This window comes from Roseateles sp. (assembly GCF_965262435.1).
In the GTDB taxonomy this organism is placed as follows: Bacteria; Pseudomonadota; Gammaproteobacteria; order Burkholderiales; family Burkholderiaceae_C; genus Paucibacter_A.
The window spans coordinates 5,587,111-5,604,650 of sequence record NZ_OZ253537.1 but is presented as its reverse complement, the minus strand read 5'-3'; the positions used below and the strand labels follow the sequence as shown (position 1 = coordinate 5,604,650).

15 protein-coding genes are annotated in these 17,540 nt (G+C 66.9%); 7 read left to right on the top strand and 8 right to left on the bottom strand.

Annotated features, from left to right (window positions below):
- Positions 1–33: 33 nt before the first annotated feature.
- Positions 34–1,548: an AMP nucleosidase gene (locus tag ACQY39_RS24005; protein ID WP_428510609.1), complete on the bottom strand. Its 1,515-nt coding sequence runs from the start codon at positions 1,546–1,548 to the stop codon at positions 34–36.
- Positions 1,514–1,774, bottom strand: coding sequence for a DUF1127 domain-containing protein (locus ACQY39_RS24000; RefSeq protein ID WP_428510607.1), 261 nt, complete (start codon positions 1,772–1,774; stop codon positions 1,514–1,516). The genes ACQY39_RS24005 and ACQY39_RS24000 overlap by 35 nt, the downstream gene beginning before the upstream one ends.
- A 96-nt stretch (positions 1,775–1,870) precedes the next feature.
- Between ACQY39_RS24000 and ACQY39_RS23995 the strand changes: the two genes are divergently transcribed.
- The gene (locus ACQY39_RS23995; RefSeq protein ID WP_428510605.1) at positions 1,871–2,797 is read left to right on the top strand and encodes a LysR family transcriptional regulator; all 927 of its coding nucleotides are present in this window, start codon (positions 1,871–1,873) and stop codon (positions 2,795–2,797) included.
- A gap of 8 nt (positions 2,798–2,805) precedes the next feature.
- Here the strand turns inward: ACQY39_RS23995 and ACQY39_RS23990 are convergent, their stop codons facing one another.
- A complete protein-coding gene (locus ACQY39_RS23990; RefSeq protein ID WP_428510603.1) occupies positions 2,806–4,200 on the bottom strand; it encodes a sensor histidine kinase in 1,395 nt (464 codons plus the stop codon).
- On the bottom strand, positions 4,197–4,856 hold the full coding sequence (locus ACQY39_RS23985; protein WP_428510601.1) for a response regulator transcription factor: 660 nt from the start codon (positions 4,854–4,856) through the stop codon (positions 4,197–4,199). The genes ACQY39_RS23990 and ACQY39_RS23985 overlap by 4 nt, the downstream gene beginning before the upstream one ends.
- Before the next feature lie 161 nt (positions 4,857–5,017).
- Here ACQY39_RS23985 and ACQY39_RS23980 point away from each other — a divergent pair, with 161 nt between their 5' ends.
- A complete protein-coding gene (locus ACQY39_RS23980; protein ID WP_428510599.1) occupies positions 5,018–6,232 on the top strand; it encodes a DUF5009 domain-containing protein in 1,215 nt (404 codons plus the stop codon).
- A gap of 22 nt (positions 6,233–6,254) precedes the next feature.
- Here the strand turns inward: ACQY39_RS23980 and ACQY39_RS23975 are convergent, their stop codons facing one another.
- Entirely contained in the window at positions 6,255–7,082 is an 828-nt protein-coding gene (locus ACQY39_RS23975) for a hypothetical protein (protein WP_428510597.1), read from the bottom strand.
- A 130-nt stretch (positions 7,083–7,212) separates the two neighbouring features.
- Between ACQY39_RS23975 and ACQY39_RS23970 the strand changes: the two genes are divergently transcribed.
- The gene (locus ACQY39_RS23970; protein ID WP_428510595.1) at positions 7,213–8,859 is read left to right on the top strand and encodes a hypothetical protein; all 1,647 of its coding nucleotides are present in this window, start codon (positions 7,213–7,215) and stop codon (positions 8,857–8,859) included.
- Between the two features lie 90 nt (positions 8,860–8,949).
- Here the strand turns inward: ACQY39_RS23970 and ACQY39_RS23965 are convergent, their stop codons facing one another.
- Positions 8,950–10,494, bottom strand: coding sequence for a methyl-accepting chemotaxis protein (locus ACQY39_RS23965; protein WP_428510593.1), 1,545 nt, complete (start codon positions 10,492–10,494; stop codon positions 8,950–8,952).
- Positions 10,495–10,731: 237 nt separating this feature from the next.
- Between ACQY39_RS23965 and ACQY39_RS23960 the strand changes: the two genes are divergently transcribed.
- From ACQY39_RS23960 to ACQY39_RS23950, 3 genes are all read left to right on the top strand, one after another.
- Complete coding sequence (locus tag ACQY39_RS23960) at positions 10,732–11,829, top strand: calcium:proton antiporter (RefSeq protein ID WP_428510591.1); 1,098 nt, start codon at positions 10,732–10,734, stop codon at positions 11,827–11,829.
- Positions 11,830–11,881: 52 nt separating this feature from the next.
- Entirely contained in the window at positions 11,882–12,457 is a 576-nt protein-coding gene (locus ACQY39_RS23955) for a Crp/Fnr family transcriptional regulator (RefSeq protein WP_428510589.1), read from the top strand.
- Between the two features lie 171 nt (positions 12,458–12,628).
- Positions 12,629–14,245, top strand: a complete 1,617-nt coding sequence (locus tag ACQY39_RS23950; RefSeq protein ID WP_428510587.1) for an oleate hydratase — start codon at positions 12,629–12,631, stop codon at positions 14,243–14,245.
- Between the two features lie 78 nt (positions 14,246–14,323).
- On the opposite strand, the gene ACQY39_RS23945 is transcribed toward ACQY39_RS23950, so the two are convergent.
- Positions 14,324–15,076, bottom strand: a complete 753-nt coding sequence (locus tag ACQY39_RS23945; RefSeq protein WP_428510585.1) for a DUF6683 family protein — start codon at positions 15,074–15,076, stop codon at positions 14,324–14,326.
- A 275-nt stretch (positions 15,077–15,351) separates the two neighbouring features.
- Between ACQY39_RS23945 and ACQY39_RS23940 the strand changes: the two genes are divergently transcribed.
- Positions 15,352–16,374, top strand: coding sequence for a transglycosylase SLT domain-containing protein (locus ACQY39_RS23940; RefSeq protein ID WP_428510583.1), 1,023 nt, complete (start codon positions 15,352–15,354; stop codon positions 16,372–16,374).
- 19 nt (positions 16,375–16,393) lie between these two features.
- On the opposite strand, the gene ACQY39_RS23935 is transcribed toward ACQY39_RS23940, so the two are convergent.
- Positions 16,394–17,518 (bottom strand): TerB family tellurite resistance protein, encoded by a 1,125-nt coding sequence (locus tag ACQY39_RS23935; protein ID WP_428510581.1) that lies wholly within the window; start codon positions 17,516–17,518, stop codon positions 16,394–16,396.
- Positions 17,519–17,540: the final 22 nt, after the last annotated feature.

Below are 17,540 nucleotides of genomic sequence, written 5' to 3'. Positions count from 1 at the left end.
TTGCAGTGGACGCAGGGCGGCTTGATGGATTCTCTACTGGAAGGCCACCTCGGCAAAGCTGCGCAGCTTGCGGCTGTGCAGCTGCGCGGCCGAGCCCTGGCGCAGCAGTTCGACGGCACGCAGGCCGATCTGCAGATGCTGGTCAACGCGGGCGCGGTAGAACTGGTCGGCCATGCCGGGCAGCTTGATCTCGCCGTGCAGGGGCTTGTCGCTGACGCAGAGTAGGGTGCCGTAGGGCACGCGCAGGCGCAGGCCGTTGGCGGCGATGGTGGCGCTCTCCATGTCCAGGGCCACGGCCCGGCTCTGGCTGAAGCGGCGCTCGGGGCCGCCGTGGCGGGTCTTGGGCAGCAGCTCCCAGTTGCGGTTGTCGGTGGAGGCCACCGTGCCGGTGCGCAGCAGGCGCTTGAGCTCCAGGCCGCTGAGCTGGGTGATGTCGGCCACGGCGGTTTCCAGCGCCACCTGCACCTCGGCCAGGGGCGGGATGGGCACCCACAGCGGCAGGTCCTCGTCCAGCACATGGTCCTCGCGCACATAGGCATGGGCCAGCACATAGTCGCCCAGCTGCTGGCTGTTGCGCAGGCCGGCGCAGTGGCCCAGCATCAGCCAGGCATGCGGGCGCAGCACGGCCACATGGTCGGTGATGGTCTTGGCATTGGCCGGGCCGACGCCGATATTGATCAGGCTGATGCCGCTGCGGTCGCGCCGGATCAGGTGGTAGGCCGGCATCTGCGGCAGGCGAGGCGGCAACTGGCCCAAGGCATCGGCGTCCTCGGCGCTCAGGCCCACGCGACGCGTGATGCGGTTGCCAGGCTCGACCAGGGCGATGCAGTCGTCCAGCTCATGCGGGCGGGCCGGGTCGGGCCGCTCGCGCATCAGCGCCTGGCCCAGCTTGACGAACTCGTCGATGTAGAACTGGTAGTTGGTGAAGAGCACGAAGTTCTGAAAGTGCTCGGGGCTGGTGCCGGTGTAGTGGCGCAGGCGGTGCAGGGAGTAATCCACCCGCGGCGCTGTGAACAGGGCCAGGGGCTGGGGCGCGCCGGATGGCAGCTCTTGCGTGCCGTTGGCGATGCCGTCGTCCATATCGGCCAGCTCGGGGAAATCGAACAGGCTGCGCAGCAGGCGGCGACGTTCGGGCGCCAGCTGGCTGTCCAGGCTGGCCTGCTCGTCGAGCGCGAAGTGCAGGGGGATGGGCTGCTTGCTGCTGCAGACCTCCAGCTCCACGCCGTGGTTCTGCAGCAGCAGCTCGAACTGTTCCAGGTAGTAACGCGCAAACAGCTCGGGTCGTGTCAGAGTCGTTTCATACACGCCGGGGCCGGCAACAAAGCCGTAGGCCAGGCGCGAAACCTGGCGCTGCTCGCGCGCGCTGCTGCCCACACGCAGGCGCAGCAGGGGGTAGCAGGCGCGCACCGGGGCGATGTCCTGGCCGGCGAGAAAGTCCTGCAGCGCGCGGCGCAGTTGCTGCAGGCCGGCCTGGTAGATCTGCTGCACATAGGCCAGGGCCGGGGCGGCCTGGTCAAAGGTCTGGGGTGCGAAGAACAGTGAGTCCATGGGGCTGATGAGTCGGGCGGGCTGGGCGCGGCCGAGGCGGTGCGCCATCGGTCTTGATTGTGGCCCCGGCCAGCACGGCCTCGACCTCTCCGGGACCCAGGGCCAGATCGTTCAGCGCCCGACCATCCATGGCGCGCAGCTCGGCCCGTGCACGGCGGGCTTGCCGGCCTTGTTCCAGCATGCGCAGCAGGGCTTGTAAAAGCAGGGGAAAGTGCTTGGGGCTCATGGCGTTCACCGGGTGGGTAGCGAGTGGTCGCCATCTTGGGTTTTGAGGTATGGTTTGAAAAGTAGAATGAACTGATTGGAAAGATCAGGAAATCTGATGCGATGCCTGAGTCTGGACCAGATCCGCACCCTGGTGGCGATTGCCGACCTGGGCAGTTTTGCTGCCGCCGCCCAGGCCCTGCACCTGGCCCCGCCGACGGTGAGCCTGCACATCAGCGAGCTGGAATCGCGCCTCGACGCCACCTTGCTGCTGCGCCGCAAAGGTGCGCCGCGCGCCGACGCGCGGGCCGCCGGCCTGAGCCTGACCCCGGCCGGTCAGGAGTTGGTGCAGCGCGGCCGCCAGCTTTTGCGCGATGCCGAGGACGCCGAGGCCCAGGTGCGACGCCATGCGCGTGGCCTGGTCGGCCGGGTGCGCCTGGGCACGGCCACGGGCGTGGTCGTGCATCTGCTGCCTCAAGTGCTGGAGGCGCTGGCGCAGCAGCATCCGGGCATCGATGTGGAGCTCAGCGTGTTCGGCTCGGCCGACACTTTGGCGCGGCTGGATGCTGGGCGCCTGGACATCGGCCTCGTGACCTTGCCCCTGCCCGGCGGCACCGGCCTTCGCTGCACGCCCTGGCGGCGCGATCCCATGGTGGCTTTTCTGCCGGCCGATTGGGAGGCGCCCGCGCAGCTGGACCCGGCCTGGCTGGCCGACAAGCCGCTGATCTTCAACGACAGCAGCACCCAGATGTACCGCATGACCATGGCCTGGTTCGGCCAGGCCGGTTTCAACCCCAGCGCGCGCATCGAGCTCAATTTCACCGAGGCGATGAAGAGCTTGGTGGCGGCCGGCTATGGCGCGGCCCTGCTGCCGCTGGAAAGCGAGCAGGAGGCGCAGCGACGGGTCGGCCATGAGCGCATGCAGTTGCGCCCCTTGAACCCGCCGCTGAGCCGCGAGCTGGCGCTGGTCCATGCCGACGAGGCCATGCTGCCGCCGGGCGCGGCGCCAGTGCTGGAGGTGTTGCGGGCTTTTGCTCAGGCCTGAGCGAGACTTCAGCCGAAGCGCACTTCGACGCACAGGCCTCCGCCCGGTGCAGCATCGCTCAAGTGAACCGTGGCGTCATGGCGTGCCGCCGCGCGTTCGACGATGGCCAGGCCCAGGCCGCTGCCTGCCTGGTTCTGTCCGGGCAGGCGGTAGAAGCGCTCGAACACCTTGCTGCGCAGTTTGGTCGGGATGCCCGGCCCGGAGTCGCTGACGCGCAAGATCAGCGGGCCTCCATCGGCCGTTTCGGGCAGGATTTCCACCCGGATCAAGCTGCCGTCGGGCGAGTACTTGATCGCGTTGTCCACCAGGTTGTCGATCAGGGCCCCAAGGCTTTCGCGGTGCATGGACCTCGGGCAGTGCTCTGGCGCGTGCAGCTCGATCTCGATGCCGCGCGGCAGGGCCAGCTGGCTGGCCAGCGCGATGCGGTCGCGCACCAGGGCGACCAGATCGTGGCGCTCGATGTCCAGCGCTTCTTGGTCGGCACCCGAGCGGGCCAGCGCCAGGAGCTGGTGCACCGTGTGGCTGGCGCGGCGCACGCCTTCGAGCAGGCGCAGGCCGGCAGCGTCGCGAGCCGGGCCGGCGGGCTTGAGCTGCAAAGCCTCGGCATTGAGCTGCATCACGGCCAGAGGGGTCTTCAGCTCATGGGCGGCATCGAGCAGGAACTCGCGCTCGCGCTCCAGCCGCTCCTGCAAGCGCGCCATCAGCTCGTTGACACCCTGGACCACCGGGCTCAGTTCTGTGAAGGGTGTGGGTGGCAAGGGGGTCAAGTCGCGGGCCGAGCGCTGACCGATCTGCTCGCCGATACGGCGCAGCGGCTCCAGGCCGCTGCGCAGCAGCAGCCAAGCCACCAGCAGCATCAAGGGCAGGCTGTAGAACAAGGGCCGGGCGTAGTAGCTCAGACCCTGGATGCTGAAATGCCAGTCGCCCGGCATTTCCTGCCAGCGCCGCACGACGATGTCTTGGGCCGGCGCTTCGGCTTCGACATACAGCCAATGATCGTCAGAGGCAAGGCGTGCTTCATTGGGCGGCTGGCGATCCGCGCTGAGCCCGTCGGCCGCCTGGCGGTAAATCATGCGGTCCCGGTGCCAGACCTGCAGTGCAATGATGGGGGGCTCGTAGCCCATCTCGTCCCATTCCTGGCTGCGCAGCCGCTCGAGCTCCTGGAGCACCTGCTCCAAACGTTCCGGTTCAGTGGCCCAGAGCTCGCACTGCAAGCGCACATGCTCGGCCCAGACATGGTTCCAGGCTTGGCCATTTCGGGCATGCACGACCTTGATGTCATGGATCTCGCGCCCCATCAACACGCACCAGACCAGCAGGAGTACCGCACTGAAATAGCCGAAGGTGCGGCGCAGCAAGGAGCGATGCCGAGCTAAGGGCGCTGAGGCACTGGCCGAACTCATGCACGCTCCAGCACGAAGCCGACCCCGCGCACCGTGCGTATATAGCCCTCGCCGATCTTCTTGCGCAGATTGAACATGTGAACGTCGAGGGCATGGCTGTCGGCGCTGGGCAGGGCGCGCGCTTCCAGTTCGCGCCGCGTGACCACCCGGTCGGGCAGCTTGAGCAGGGCCAGCAGGATGGCAAATTCGGTCCGCGAGAGGTGGATGGCCAGGCCCTCGCGGCTCAGCGTCATGCGCCGCTCGTCCAGGCGCAGGTCCTTGAGTTGCCATTCCTGCGGCGTGTCGGTGTCGCTCAGGCCGGCACGCCGGGCCACGGCGCGCAAGCGAGCCAGCAACTCGGCGCCGGCAAAGGGCTTGACCAGATAGTCATCGGCACCGATGTCCAGGCCACGCAGGCGGTCTTCGATGCCGCTGCGCGCGGTGATCACCAGGATGGGTTGCTGCCGGTCGGCCGCGCGCGCGCTGCGCAGCAAATCGAAGCCGTGGCCGTCGGGCAGGCCCAGGTCCAGCACCAGTGCGTCAAACGGCTTGCATTCCAGCCAGTAACGGGCCTCCGAAAGGCGCCGCACCCAGACCACCTCGTGGCCGCCGTCCTGCAGCAGAACTTGCAGGCTGTGACCGAGTTCCAGGTCGTCTTCCACGAGGCAGATCTTCATGGGGGGCGACTCTAGCAAGCGCCGGATTAATGAAGCCTTAACCTGACCTTCAGCCGGTGCTCAGTGAACAAGCCCGATAGTGCGCAGACAGCACCATGGCCAGGCCTGCTTCAGGGGCCTGGCGTGAAGGGCACCAAGACAAAGAAGAGAACGAGAACGACATGAACCCGCCTGTCTACACCCCGTCCGGGCCGCTGCTGCTCAGCGGCCGCATCGTGGCCATCGACATCTTCCGGGCCCTGACCGTGCTGGTGATGATCACGGTCAACACCTGGGGTGGGGTGGCCGGCCTGCCGGCCTGGATGCAGCACATGCCAGCGAATGCCGATGCCATGAGCTTTGTCGATGCGGTGTTCCCGGCCTTTCTCTTCATCGTCGGCATGTCCATCCCTTTCGCCCTGCAGCAGCGCCAGCGCTTGGGCGACAGCACCGTGCAGCTGCAACTGCAAGTGCTGCAAAGAGCGCTGGGCCTGGTGCTGATCGGGGTCTTCATGGTCAATGCGGAGGGCGGTTTCCATACGGCGTCCATGCCCTTGCCCATCGCGGCTTGGACCCTGCTGAGCTATCTGGCGGCCTTTCTGGTCTGGGGCTCGCTGCGTGGTGGGCCGGCGCTGGCGCGGCCCTGGCGCTGGGCCGGCCTGGGCTTGTTTGCCCTGCTGGCCTGGCTGTATCGAGGCGGCGCAGACGGCAGTGAGGGCCTAACGCCGCAGTGGTGGGGCATCCTGGGTCTGATCGGCTGGGCCTACTTGATTGGCTGCGCGGTCTACATGCTGGCGCGCGGCCGCCTGGCCGGGGTTTTGCTCGGCCTGGTGTTCAGCGCGGCCTATGCCACGCTGCACTGGCTCGGTGCGGTGCAGGCTTCACCCGGCCTGGCCCTGTTGTTCAGCCAGAACGGTCATTTCGCCCATGCGGTCCTGGTGCTCAGCGGCTGCGCCACGGCCTTGCTGTTTTACGGAACGGGGCGCCATACGGATCGCGCGCGGCTCTGGCTCTGGGCCCTGGCCTTTGCGGTGGTGCTGGCGCTGGCGGCGGCGCTGCTGCGGCCGGAGTTCAAGGTCTCCAAGATCCTGGCCACGCCGAGCTGGGCTTTGTACAGCGCGGCGGCCTGCGTGTTGATCTTTGCGGCGCTGGCGCAGTGGGTGGACGGCTGGGGCCGCAGCTTGTGGCCGGCCTTGCTGGAGCCAGTGGCCGCTAACCCCTTGCTGGCCTATTTGATCCCCTTCGTCGTCAGTGCCGCCATGGGCTTGGCCGGCTGGGCTTGGCCTGAGCTGCTCGGTCGCAGCCCGGGCGGGGTGATCTTTGGCGCGGTCTATGCCTTGCTTGTGGCTGGCGTGGTCAAGTGCTTGGCGGCGCGCGGCCTGCGCCTGCGCATCTGAAGCGCAGGGCGCGCGGTTGTGCTCAGCGCAGCGCTTGGGGCGCCGGGCGATGAACCGGTGCATGGATCAGCGCAATGCTCATCCAGACCGCGACGCTGAAGTAGGCCGACATCCAGAGCATCTCGCCCTGCCAGTCTTCCTGGCGGTGTGACACCACCCAGCGGCCGGCCACATCAATCAGGCCCTGGCTGACGCTCAGATAGGGGCGGCCGGCCAGTTCGTCAGCCAGCCAGCGGGCCCAGTACATGGGCACGTCCACCATGAACATGAAGGCCACGTAGACCACGCCGGCCACGCACCAGGCCGCCAGCAGGGGGCGCTGTCGTGGGCTGCAGCGCGGCCAGATGGCCACCAGGCTGAGCACCAGCAGGGCCGCGCAGATGCCCCAGATCGACTCCTCCATCACATGGCCGATATTGGCCGTGGTCAGCACCGAGTACCAGGAGCAGGTTTCGGCCACCGCGATCAAGGGCACGATCCAGAAGGAGGTCAGGTGACCGACCCGGCTGCCGGTGGCCTTGGACACCTCGCGCAACATCAGCGCCCACTGCGCCACAAAGCAAAGCTCGGCCACGGTCGCCACCGAGCGACCGATCAGCACGCTGGACATCCAGCTGTCCAGCAAGACGATTCGCGGCACGTCAAAGACCGGGACAAAAGAGCGGTAAGCACAACCGAAGACATAGCCGGCCGAGAGCAGCAGCTGCCAGCGCCGCATCAGAAACACCTCCTCGCTAAGGGCCGCTCGCCGGCGCCGCAACAAGGCGGAGGAAAGCAGCCAGGCGAGGATGTTGAAGGCGGCGACCGTGCTCAGCAGGGTCCACCATTCGGCGACAGTCAATGTCATCATCGCGTCATGGTGGCACGCTAAAGCGATGCGAGCAAGCGCCAAACAAGCCGGCAGAGCCCTGGCTCATGGCTGCTTGACGGCGGCGCTGAGCGGCCGATGATGGCGGCTCTGTTCTTGCCCGAGCCCTGCCATGCCCGCTTCGGAAAGCAATGCCGCCAGCCCGCGCGTGCAGCGTCTGCACCAGATCCTGCTGTGGCCCCTGCGCCTGATGCCGATCGGCGATGCCCCGGGGGCGCCACGTCGCCCCTGGGAGCGCTTGGCTGCCGTGGCCGACAGCCCCTGGCGCGAAGTGGCCGACGAGTACACCGGCGGGCCGCAGAATTTCCACGAACGCCACTACCAGGAGTTCGTCACCTTCTTGCCCTATGTGCAGCGCTTTCTCTACGGCGAGGGTGCCGAGGGCGGCGCCGGCTCGGGCATGAAAGTGTTCCGCCGCCATGACGTCCGGCGCCTGCGCGTGCAGACCCGGCCGCAGGACGCGCCGCTGCTGCTGGAGGTGGTCCACGTCGACCTCTATTTCTTCTTCGATGTTGACGTGGTGCTGCTGAATGTGGAGGTCAGCAGCGCCGATCTGGCCCTGGCGCAGGCGCAGGAGCTGATGTACCGACTGGGCCGCGCCTACCCGCCGGGCTGGGATGCGCAAGGCCTGCCCTTGCATTGCCTGGCGCAAGCCGAGTGGCTGGACGCCGAAGGGCAGGTCTTGTCCAGCTCCGACAGCCGCGAGCGCGAGCGCTTCATCGAACATGTGCACCGCCACCGTGCGCCGCGTCTGGCCACGCATTGGGACTGGTTGCTGCGCCCGCTGCTCAACCATGCCAGCGACGAGGCGCGGGCCCAGCCGGGCGCGCTCAGCTACCGCCAGATCGAGTACTACCGCATGCCCATGATGGCCTATCTGGCGGTGGACGAGCCCCGCGCCTTGACACGCAGCGACTTCGTGCGCCTGGGCCTGGTCACCGGATCCGGCCCGGTGGCGCAGGAGGGCAGCTTGCCTTACGGCGAAGATCATCTGAGCGACTTTGAGCGGCGCCACTGCTATGACCGTTTCTGGAGTGATGGCGGTGCGGCGCCGCAGACGCGGTACTTGTGCAGCGGCCATGCCCTGGTGGTGGTGGGGCGGGCCGACTCCGAGTTCTTCAGCTGCCGCGACCGCGGTGTGCTGGCCCAGTTCCGGCACCAGCATTTCCTGATCTTCCTGATCGCGCATTTCCAGAAGGCGGCGCTGTTGATGTTCTCGGACCGCCTGGTCGAGGCGCTGCGCCGGCTCAATGTGCAAGACCCCGAGAACGTGCGCCGCTTCAAGCGCGCCATCCGCTCGGCCTTCGAGGGCTTTCTGCGTTTCACCCACCGCTACTGGTTCCACGATGTGGCCGAGCAGGCGCAGTCCCGTGCGCTGTTCCGCATGTGCGCCGAGCATCTGGGCTTGGACAGCTTGCATGCCGAGGTCAAGCAGCGCGTCACCGACATGAGCGCCTATCTGGAGACCGACAGCATCCGCCGCCAGGCCAACACCGTGGTGCGCCTGACCGTGGTCACCATCTTCGGCCTGGTTGGCACCATCACCACCGGCTTTCTCGGCATGAACTTGCTGGCTGAGGCCGACGCACCGCTCGGCCAGCGCCTGCTCTATTTCGCCGCGGTGATGGCTGTGACCCTGGCCTTGACGGTTTACACCATGGTCAAGTCCAAGCGCCTGTCTGACTTCCTGGATGCCCTCAGCGACGAGCGCTTGTCGGCCTGGGACAAGCTGCGCGCCTTTGTCGCGGTCTGGCGCTGAAGCCCGCAAGCGAGCTCGTGGCTGCCGAGCAGACTTGACGTCAGCCGGAACAGGCTGCGCGTTGGGCGGGCTTCGTCCGGGGCTCCGGGCTCAGACGCGGAACACCGCCACCAGCTCGTTCAGCTGCTGGGCCTGGTTGCGCAGGCTGCTGGCCGCTGCCGAACTCTCCTCGACCAGGGCGGCATTCTGCTGCGTCATCTGGTCCAGATTGCTGACAGCCACATTGACCTGGCCGATGCCGTCGCTTTGCTCCGAGGTGGCATGGGCGATCTCGCCAATGATGTCGGAGACGCGCTGCACACTGCCGACGATCTCGTCCATCGTCGAGCCAGCATCGCCCACCAGGCGGGCGCCCGAGGCGGCGCGCTCGACGCTCTCTCCAATCAAGGACTTGATCTCCTTGGCGGCGTCGGCGCTGCGCTTGGCCAGCAGCCGCACCTCGCCGGCCACCACGGCGAAGCCCCGGCCCTGCTCGCCTGCCCGGGCTGCTTCGACGGCGGCGTTCAGCGCCAGGATATTGGTCTGGAAGGCGATGCCGTCAATAACGCCGATGATGTCGGAGATCTTGCGCGAGGAAGCGTTGATGCCGTCCATGGTCGACACCACCTGGGCCACCATCTGGCCGCCCTTGGTGGCCGAGCTTTGCGCCGAGGCGACCAACTGATTGGCCGTGCGGGCCGAGTCGGCCGTGTGCTTGACAGTGCTGGTCAGCTCCTCCATCGAGGACGCGGTCTGCTGCAGATTGGCGGCCGCGGCCTCGGTGCGCTGCGACAGGTCCTGATTGCCGGTGGCGATCTCCTCCGTCGCGGTGCTGATGCCCTCGGTGCCGCTGCGCACCTGGTTGACCATATGGCGCAGCGAGGCCTGCATGCTGCTCAATTCCTGCAGCAGCATGCCGACCTCGTCCTGGCGGTCCACGACGATGTGCTGGCTCAGATCGCCTTGGGCGATTTGCTGGGCGATGGCGCCTGCGCGTGCGACCGGCGCGGTCACCGAGTGGGTGATGCGCCAGGCCACGATCACGCCGATCAGCACCGCGCCCAGGGCCAGCATGCCCAGCGTCCAGGTGGCCTGGCGGGCGCCACTTTGCAGCGCGCTGGCGAAGGAGGTCGACTCCTTGTCGATCAAATCGACCAGGCTTTGCACCGACTTCAGATAGGCGTCGGCGGATGGCGCCAGCTGCTGGTCGACCAGGGCCAAGCCGTCGGCCGTGCCCGCCTTGAGTTGATCCATCACCTTCTTGCGGGTGTCGATATAGGACTTGCGCGCCTCGCCGATGCGTTCCAACTGTTGCTTCTGCTCGGCATTGCTGATGTCCGCTTCCAGGTCTTTTTGCAGACCGTTGATCAGCTTGGTGGTTTCGCCCATGCGCTGGGTCAGGTAGCCGGCCACATCGGCCTGGTTGCCCGATTTGGCGATCGCCATCACACGGTTCAGGTTCAGGTCGGTGGCGGCGTACCAGCGGTTGACCTTGGCCGAGCGATCGTCCAGCTGGGCCAGCTCGGCGTTCAGCTGCACGATGTTCTTCAGCTGCAAGATGCCCATGGTCGCGGTGGCCATGGTCATCAGCAGCACGATGCCGAAGCCCAGCTGCAGCAAGGTGGTGATCTTCATGCGGTTCAAGGCATTGAGCATGGCGAGGTCTCCTGTCGCTGGCTGTGACGGCTGCGTTTGTGCAGACGATTATGCGGACCGCTGCCTCGCGGGCACAAGCGGAATTCTGCAAGCGACTTCGTTTTCTGCCGCTTACGCAAACGCCCCTGCAGGTTTAGAAAAAGCGGCATGGGGTGCTGACCCACATTTGCCTGGGTGCACGTATGTGGGTCTGGCGGCACAGGCGGCCCAGCCTCGCTCAGCCTTTATGCTCGACCCATGCGAAACATCTCCAGACTTCTGCCACCGGCCCTGCCTCTGTGGTCAGTGCTGTCCCCCGTCCTGGCTCTGGCCGCCTTGCTGGGCCTGTCCAACGGCTCGCTGGACGGCGCCTGGACCGCACCGGTCAGCGTGCTGCTGATGGCCGCCGTGCTGGCTGCTGTGCACCATGCCGAGGTGGTGGCTCACCGCGTGGGCGAACCGTTTGGCTCCCTGGTGCTGGCCGTGGCCGTGACGGTGATCGAGGTGGCGCTGATCGTGTCCCTGATGCTGGCTGGCGGCGAAAGCTCGAACGCGCTGGCGCGGGACACGGTGTTCTCGGCCCTGATGATTGTCTGCAACGGTGTGGTCGGCCTGTGCCTGTTGCTGGGCGGTCTGCGCCACAAGGTGCTGGCCTTCCGCGTCGAAGCGACCAGCCCGACTCTGGCCGTGCTGGTGGCCCTGGCCACGCTGACCCTGGTGCTGCCCAGCTTCACCACCAGCACGCCGGGCCCGACCTTTTCCACCGCCCAACTGATGTTTGCCGGCCTGGTGTCTCTGGTGCTTTACGGCGCCTTTGTCTTTGTGCAGACGGTGCGGCACCGCGAGTACTTCCTGCCCATTGAGACGGAGGAAGGCGAGCAGGCCGCGGAGCACCCCTCGGGCGGCGTGGCGGCTTGGAGCGTCCTGCTGCTGCTGGCCTGCTTGGTCGGCGTGGTGGGCCTGGCCAAGCTGCTGGCGCCGGGCATCGAGGCCGGCGTGCGTGCGGCTGGCGCGCCGCCTTCGGTGGTGGGTGTGATCGTGGCTGCGCTGGTGCTGCTGCCCGAGACCGTGGCCGCCGTCCGCGCGGCCCTGCGCAAGCGCTTGCAGACCAGCCTCAACCTGGCCCTGGGCTCGGGCGTGGCCAGCATCGGCCTGACGATTCCGGCCGTGGCCTTGCTGTCCCTGTTCTTCCCCTACCCCCTGGTGCTGGGCCTGTCCAACACCAGCATGGTGCTGTTCCTGCTGACGGTGGTGGTGGCCACCCTGACCCTGGGCAGCGGCCGCGCCACGGTGCTGCAAGGTGCCGTGCATCTGGTGCTGTTTGCCGTCTTTTGTTTCCTGGCCGTTGTGCCTTGATCGGCGGGCGCGGTCCGGCGCCTTCTGAACGCTTGGTGTTTTTCTCTGATTGATGCAGCAAACCCGACTTCTTCTCGAAGGCGCCGCCGGCGCGCCCCTGCCTGACTGGGCCTTGCTGGAGCCCGGCTACCGCCTGGGTCACTACGCCCGTGGCGACGATGTGTTCAGCATCGGCCAGTGGCAGCCTTTTGTGTATGTGCTGCGCCAGGGTGTGGTCAAGCTCAGCTACAGCAATGAGGCGGGTGAGGAGTGGATCAAGTCCTTCATCGGCGAGGGTGACTTCTTCGCCTGCCCCAATGTGCTGGTGGCCGGCGGCAAGACCGACTATGCCGCCGTGGCCCTGGAGGATTGTCAGATCGAGCAGGTGGACTTTGCCGCCATGCATGCGCTGACCGAGCGCCACCCGGCCTGGCAGCGCGCCATCCGCCAGTTGCTGGCCTGGCACATCGTGCGCAAGGAGCAGCGCGAGCGCGAACTGCTGACCCTGCGCCCCGACGAGCGCTACCAGGCCTTTCTGCGCTGCCAACCGGCTCTGGCCGAGCGGGTGCAGCAGCGCGATCTCGCGCATTACCTGGGCGTGACGCCCGAGGCCTTGAGTCGCATTCGCAAGCGTCTACGAAACGAGTGAGGACGCTCCGGCTTTGTCCCAAGTCAAAGCCCAGCCACACGACCCGGGCCGATTGATCCTGATCATTTGCCGATTACCTCGGCGACGCCAAGCTACGCCCATGCCATCACCTGTTCCCTGGAGAACGGTGAAGTTCAGCGGATTCTTGAAAGATCCGCTGCCACCCCTGACATGAAAGCGAGCTTTGCCATGACCACGCCTCAATCGACCCGCCCCATTGATTCATCCTTCCGCGCCTACCTGCTGGGCGGCGGCATCGGCTCCATGGCCGCTGCAGCCTTCATGATCCGCGACGCCCAGGTGCCCGGCGCGCAGATTCACATCCTCGAGGCGTCTCCGCTGATGGGCGGCAGCCTGGACGGCGCCGGCGATGTCGAGCGCGGCTATTCCTTGCGCGGTGGTCGCATGCTGACCACCGACAACTACGAGTGCACCTGGGACCTGTTCAAGTCCATTCCCTCGCTGGAGCACCCGGGCCAGAGCGTGCTCGGCGAAACCCTGGATTTCAACGAGAAGTACAAGGCCCATTCGCAAGCCCGCCTGGTCAACCGCCAGCGCGCCAAGGTGCCGGTCGAGTCCATGGGGTTTTCCATGCACGACCGCCTGGAGCTGCTCAAGCTTTCCAATGCCAGCGAAGAAGAACTGGGCACCAGCACCATCACCGACTGGCTGTCGCCCGCCTTCTTCGAGACCGAGTTCTGGTTCATGTGGGCCACCACCTTCGCTTTCCAGCCCTGGCACAGTGCCGTCGAGTTCAAGCGCTATCTGCATCGCTTCATGATGGAGTTCTCGCGCATCGAAACCCTGGGCGGCGTCAAGCGCACGGTCTACAACCAGTACGACTCTTTTGTGCGGCCGCTGCAAGCCTGGCTGCGCGAGCAGGGCGTGAACTTCGTGATGGACTGCCAGGTCACCGATCTGGAGCATGTCGAGACCGAGGGCCAGTTCCAGGTCGCCGCGATCTGCTGCCAGCGCGCCGGCCAGGCCGAGCGCATCGAGCTCGGCCCGCAAGACCTGGTGTTTTTCCAGAACGGCTCCATGACCGACGCCTCCAGCCTCGGCTCCATGCACAGCGCGCCGCCGCAGCTGAACAAGAAGCACAGCCAGGGCTGGGCCTTGTGGGAAAAGCTGGCCCAGGGCCGGCCCGAGTTCGGCAAGCCGGCGGCCTTCAACAGCAGCATTGCCGAGTCCATGTGGGAGTCCTTCACCGTCACGCTCAAGGACACCGCCTTCTTCGACAAGATGCGCGCCTTCAGCGGCAATGAGCCGGGCACCGGCGGCCTGGTGACCTTCAAGGATTCGAATTGGCTGATGTCCATCGTGCTGGCCCACCAGCCGCACTTTGCCAACCAGCCGGCCGATGTGCAGGTGTTCTGGGGTTATGCCTTGTTCCCCGACCGCGTCGGTGATTTCGTGGCCAAGCCCATGTCCGAGTGCACGGGCGAAGAGATCCTGCGCGAGCTCTGCGGCCACCTGCGCTTCGATCTCGATGCCGTGGCCCGGGCCAACTGTATCCCCTGCCGCATGCCTTACATCACCAGCATGTTCATGCCGCGCGCGCTCAGCGACCGGCCGCTGCCGGTGCCCAAGAACTCGCGCAATCTGGCCTTTGTCAGCCAGTTCGTTGAGATCCCGGACGATGTGGTCTTCACCGTCGAATACTCGGTGCGTGCCGCGCAGATGGCCGTCTACCAGTTGCTCAATGTGCCGCGCCCGGTGCCGCCCATCCTGCGCCACGACCATTCACTGAAGGTGCAGCTGGACGCCTTGGTCAAGGCGCTGAAATGATGGCTTGGCGATCCAGGCCCTGGCCGATGTGATACCGCGAAAGCGAGGCCCAGGCCGCCCGCGCATGGGTTCAGGGCCTCAGGGTCTGGTACTGCCGAGCTGCAGGCCTAGCGCGTCGATGCGGATCTGCTCGGCCGGCAGCTGCAACGCTGCCTCCAGGCTGGCGCGTGCGGCGGCGCGGTAGTTCTGCTCGGCCGCCGGTTGGGGCTGCTTCAGAAACGCCAGCCGCGCCACGGCCATGAACATGCCTTGCATCGCGCTTTGCTCATAGAGTTTGCGCTTGGCGGCGCCGCTCATGGCGCTGAAGCCGGGGTTGCGGGGCAGGGCCTCGCGCAGCTGAGCGGCCAGGCGCACAAAGTGAGCGTCGGGCACCTCGACCTGGTGCAAGGCCATGTAGTTGCCGGCGATGAAGGCCGCCATGGCATTGGCCACATCGTTCTCCGGCAGGCCCAGCTTTCGTTCGAGCTGGCGGTAGCCTTCGAAGGCCTGGCTGTAGGCTTGTGCCAGGGCGTCGCGCTGCGCCGCTGGCGCCTGGGCGGCCAGCTCGCGCGCATGGGCTTGCACTTGGGCCGGCTCGGTCGCCAGCGTGGTGGCGGGCGTGTTGCCCTGGGTGCTGCGCGCTGCCGGCTTGTTGCTGCTGCTGCCTGAACTGCCTGAAAACGGAATGGCCGAGGAGCCAGGGAACAAGGGGAAGATCAGTCCTTGGTAGAGCGGTGGCGGTGGCGGCGGAATGTCGAAAGCCCAGGTCGGTTGCAGCAGGCTGCACAGCAGCAAGCCAGCCAGCGTGCGCCAGCTGAAACGCAATGCCCTGGATGTGGAGTTCAACTTCATTGGGTCCGCTCCTTGGCGGCCAAGGGCCGCCGTTTGAAACTTGGGCTGCAGTCTAGAGGCCAGCGCAGCGTTGCGAGGCCGAGAACCTAACGACTTTGTTACAGGACATCTCCAGCCTTGGGGAGGCTGAGGACGCTGTGACCGCGCCTCCTGCGCATTTCACCTGTGCTGTTGGTTCTGGCGCACAAGCCGGGCAATCCGGCAACTCAGGGCCGGCGAAGCGCCGGGGCGATCGGGTCGCTGATCATTGGCGCACGGCGCCTACACTTCCGGCCGTGAAGCCCGCTTTGTTCCCCACTTTTGCCCTGCTGCTGTTGGCCCTGCCCGCCGCGGCGCCGCTGTGGGCGCAGCCGGCCGCCGCCGCGCCTCCCTTGCTGACCCTGGAGCAGCTGCCGCGCCCCAGCGGCCCACCGACGGAGCGGGCCCTGGTGGTGCCGTCCCAGGTGCTGCGCTGGCGCGATGAAGCCAAGGCGCTCGAGCATGGGGCCAACGGCATGCCGCGTGACCCGGTGGCTGCCGCCGCGCTCTACTGCCGTGCTTCTCGCTACGGCGATGCCGAGTCGCAGTACAGCCTGGCCTGGATGCTCAGCCATGACCGCGGCATCGCCCGCAACGATGCCGAAGCGGCTCATCTGTTTGCCGCAGCCGCCGAGCAAGGCATTGCCCAGGCCGAGCGCATGCTGGCTGCCATGGGCGGCACACCCATGGGCGAGCCGCCGCCGTGCCTGCGCCCGCCCGAGGCCGATGTGCCGCCGAAGCCGGTGATCGTCGCTCAGAAACCCGGCGCGAAGCCGCAATCCCTGGCCCGCTCGCAAGACTGGCCCGCGATGCCGCCGCCGGCGCAGGCACCGGCTGCCATTGTCGATTTCGTCCAGCAGGTGGCGCCCGAGTACCGCCTGGCACCGGCCTTGGTGCTGGCCGTGATGGCCACCGAGTCCAATTTCGACCCTGCCGCCTTGTCGCCCAAGAATGCCCAGGGTTTGATGCAGCTGATGCCCGACACGGCGCGCCGTTTCAAGGTCAGCCGCCTGACCGACCCGACGCAGAACATCCGCGGCGGCATGGCCTATCTGCGCTGGTTGCTGGCCTACTTTGAGGGCGATGTCGCCCTGGCCTTGGCCGGCTACAACGCCGGTGAGCGCGCGGTGGAGCGCTACCGCGGCGTGCCGCCGTACGCAGAGACTCGGGCTTATGTTCGCCGGATCCTTGGTCAGCTCGGCTGGCGTGGTTTCCATCCCTTCGACGCTCAGGCGACGCCGGCGTCGCCCCAGCTGCCGCTCTTGCGCAAGGGGCCGTGATCGCCGTTGAGGCTCGGCGTCAGGGCTTCAGCTTGGCCTTGATGCGGGCCAGGCCGAGCTTCAGTTGCTCGCCGGTTTGCTGGGCCTGGCTCCGCAGTTGCTCCTGGCTCGGCAGGCGTTCGGTGGTCCAGGCCGCGGCTTGCGCAGCGGCTTCGGCGGCCGCCAGCCCGAGCTGCTCGGCCGTCTCACCGGCCTTGATGGCGCCGACCTTCAGGCGCTGGGTGGATTGCTCGGCCACCTCGCGCAGCTGCTCGGCCGAGGGCAGGCGATCGGCAGTCCAGTCGGCTGCCTCCAAGGTGGCCCGTTTGACGTGCTCGGCCGCTTCGCCAGCCTTGGTCCTGGCCGTGGCCCACGATGCGGCCAGTTCGCTGGTAGGTGCCGCCCGCAAGGTCTGCGACACCCGTGCCAGGGCCAGGGCTTCTTCGTTCGAGAGTGGTCCGGCAGCTTCCAGCATCTGCGCCAAAAAAGCGATCAGTTCCTCGACCATCACCTTTTGGTTGCAGTCGGGGTTGGCATGCAGCAGGTCGGAGAGGTCTTTTGCCAACACCTCCAGCGGCGCCTCGGCCAGCTCGGACTCCACGGCGCCAATGGCGGCATCGACAAACTTTGGATCCAGGCCCCAGTCCTCGATCAGATGCCGGCGCAGGAACTCCCGCTCGGCCGACTCGACCTCGCCGTCCACCATGGCCAGCCGCAAGCTCAGCGGCGCGATCAGATCGAACAGGGCCAAGCCCAGGGTGTCCAGCGGCGTGTTGAGAAACTTCGGGATCTCGATCACGCGGCTGCCCTTGCTGTGGCCCAGCCAGCGATAGATGCCGTAGCAGGCACCGCCCGAGGCCAGGGCCGCGAAGGCCACCCAGCCGACCGGTGTGGCGGCGGCGCCAATGCCCATGGCGCCCATCAAACCGCTGGGCGCGAAAAAGGTCGAGGCCACCAGGCTGGATTTCGCAATCGCAGCGCCCGCGCCCGCAGCGCCCAGCACATCCCAGACCTCGCGCGCACGGCTGACCATGCGCAGCGAGGTGTAGGCGTCTTCGCCGATGGCCAGCTTGGCCTTGAATCGCAGCGGCTCGGCCACCACGCGTTCCACGCCTGAAAAACGCGTCAGATCATGGGCGACGTTGTGGGTCTGATCGGCTGTCACGGTGCGGCGCTCCCTTCAAGCA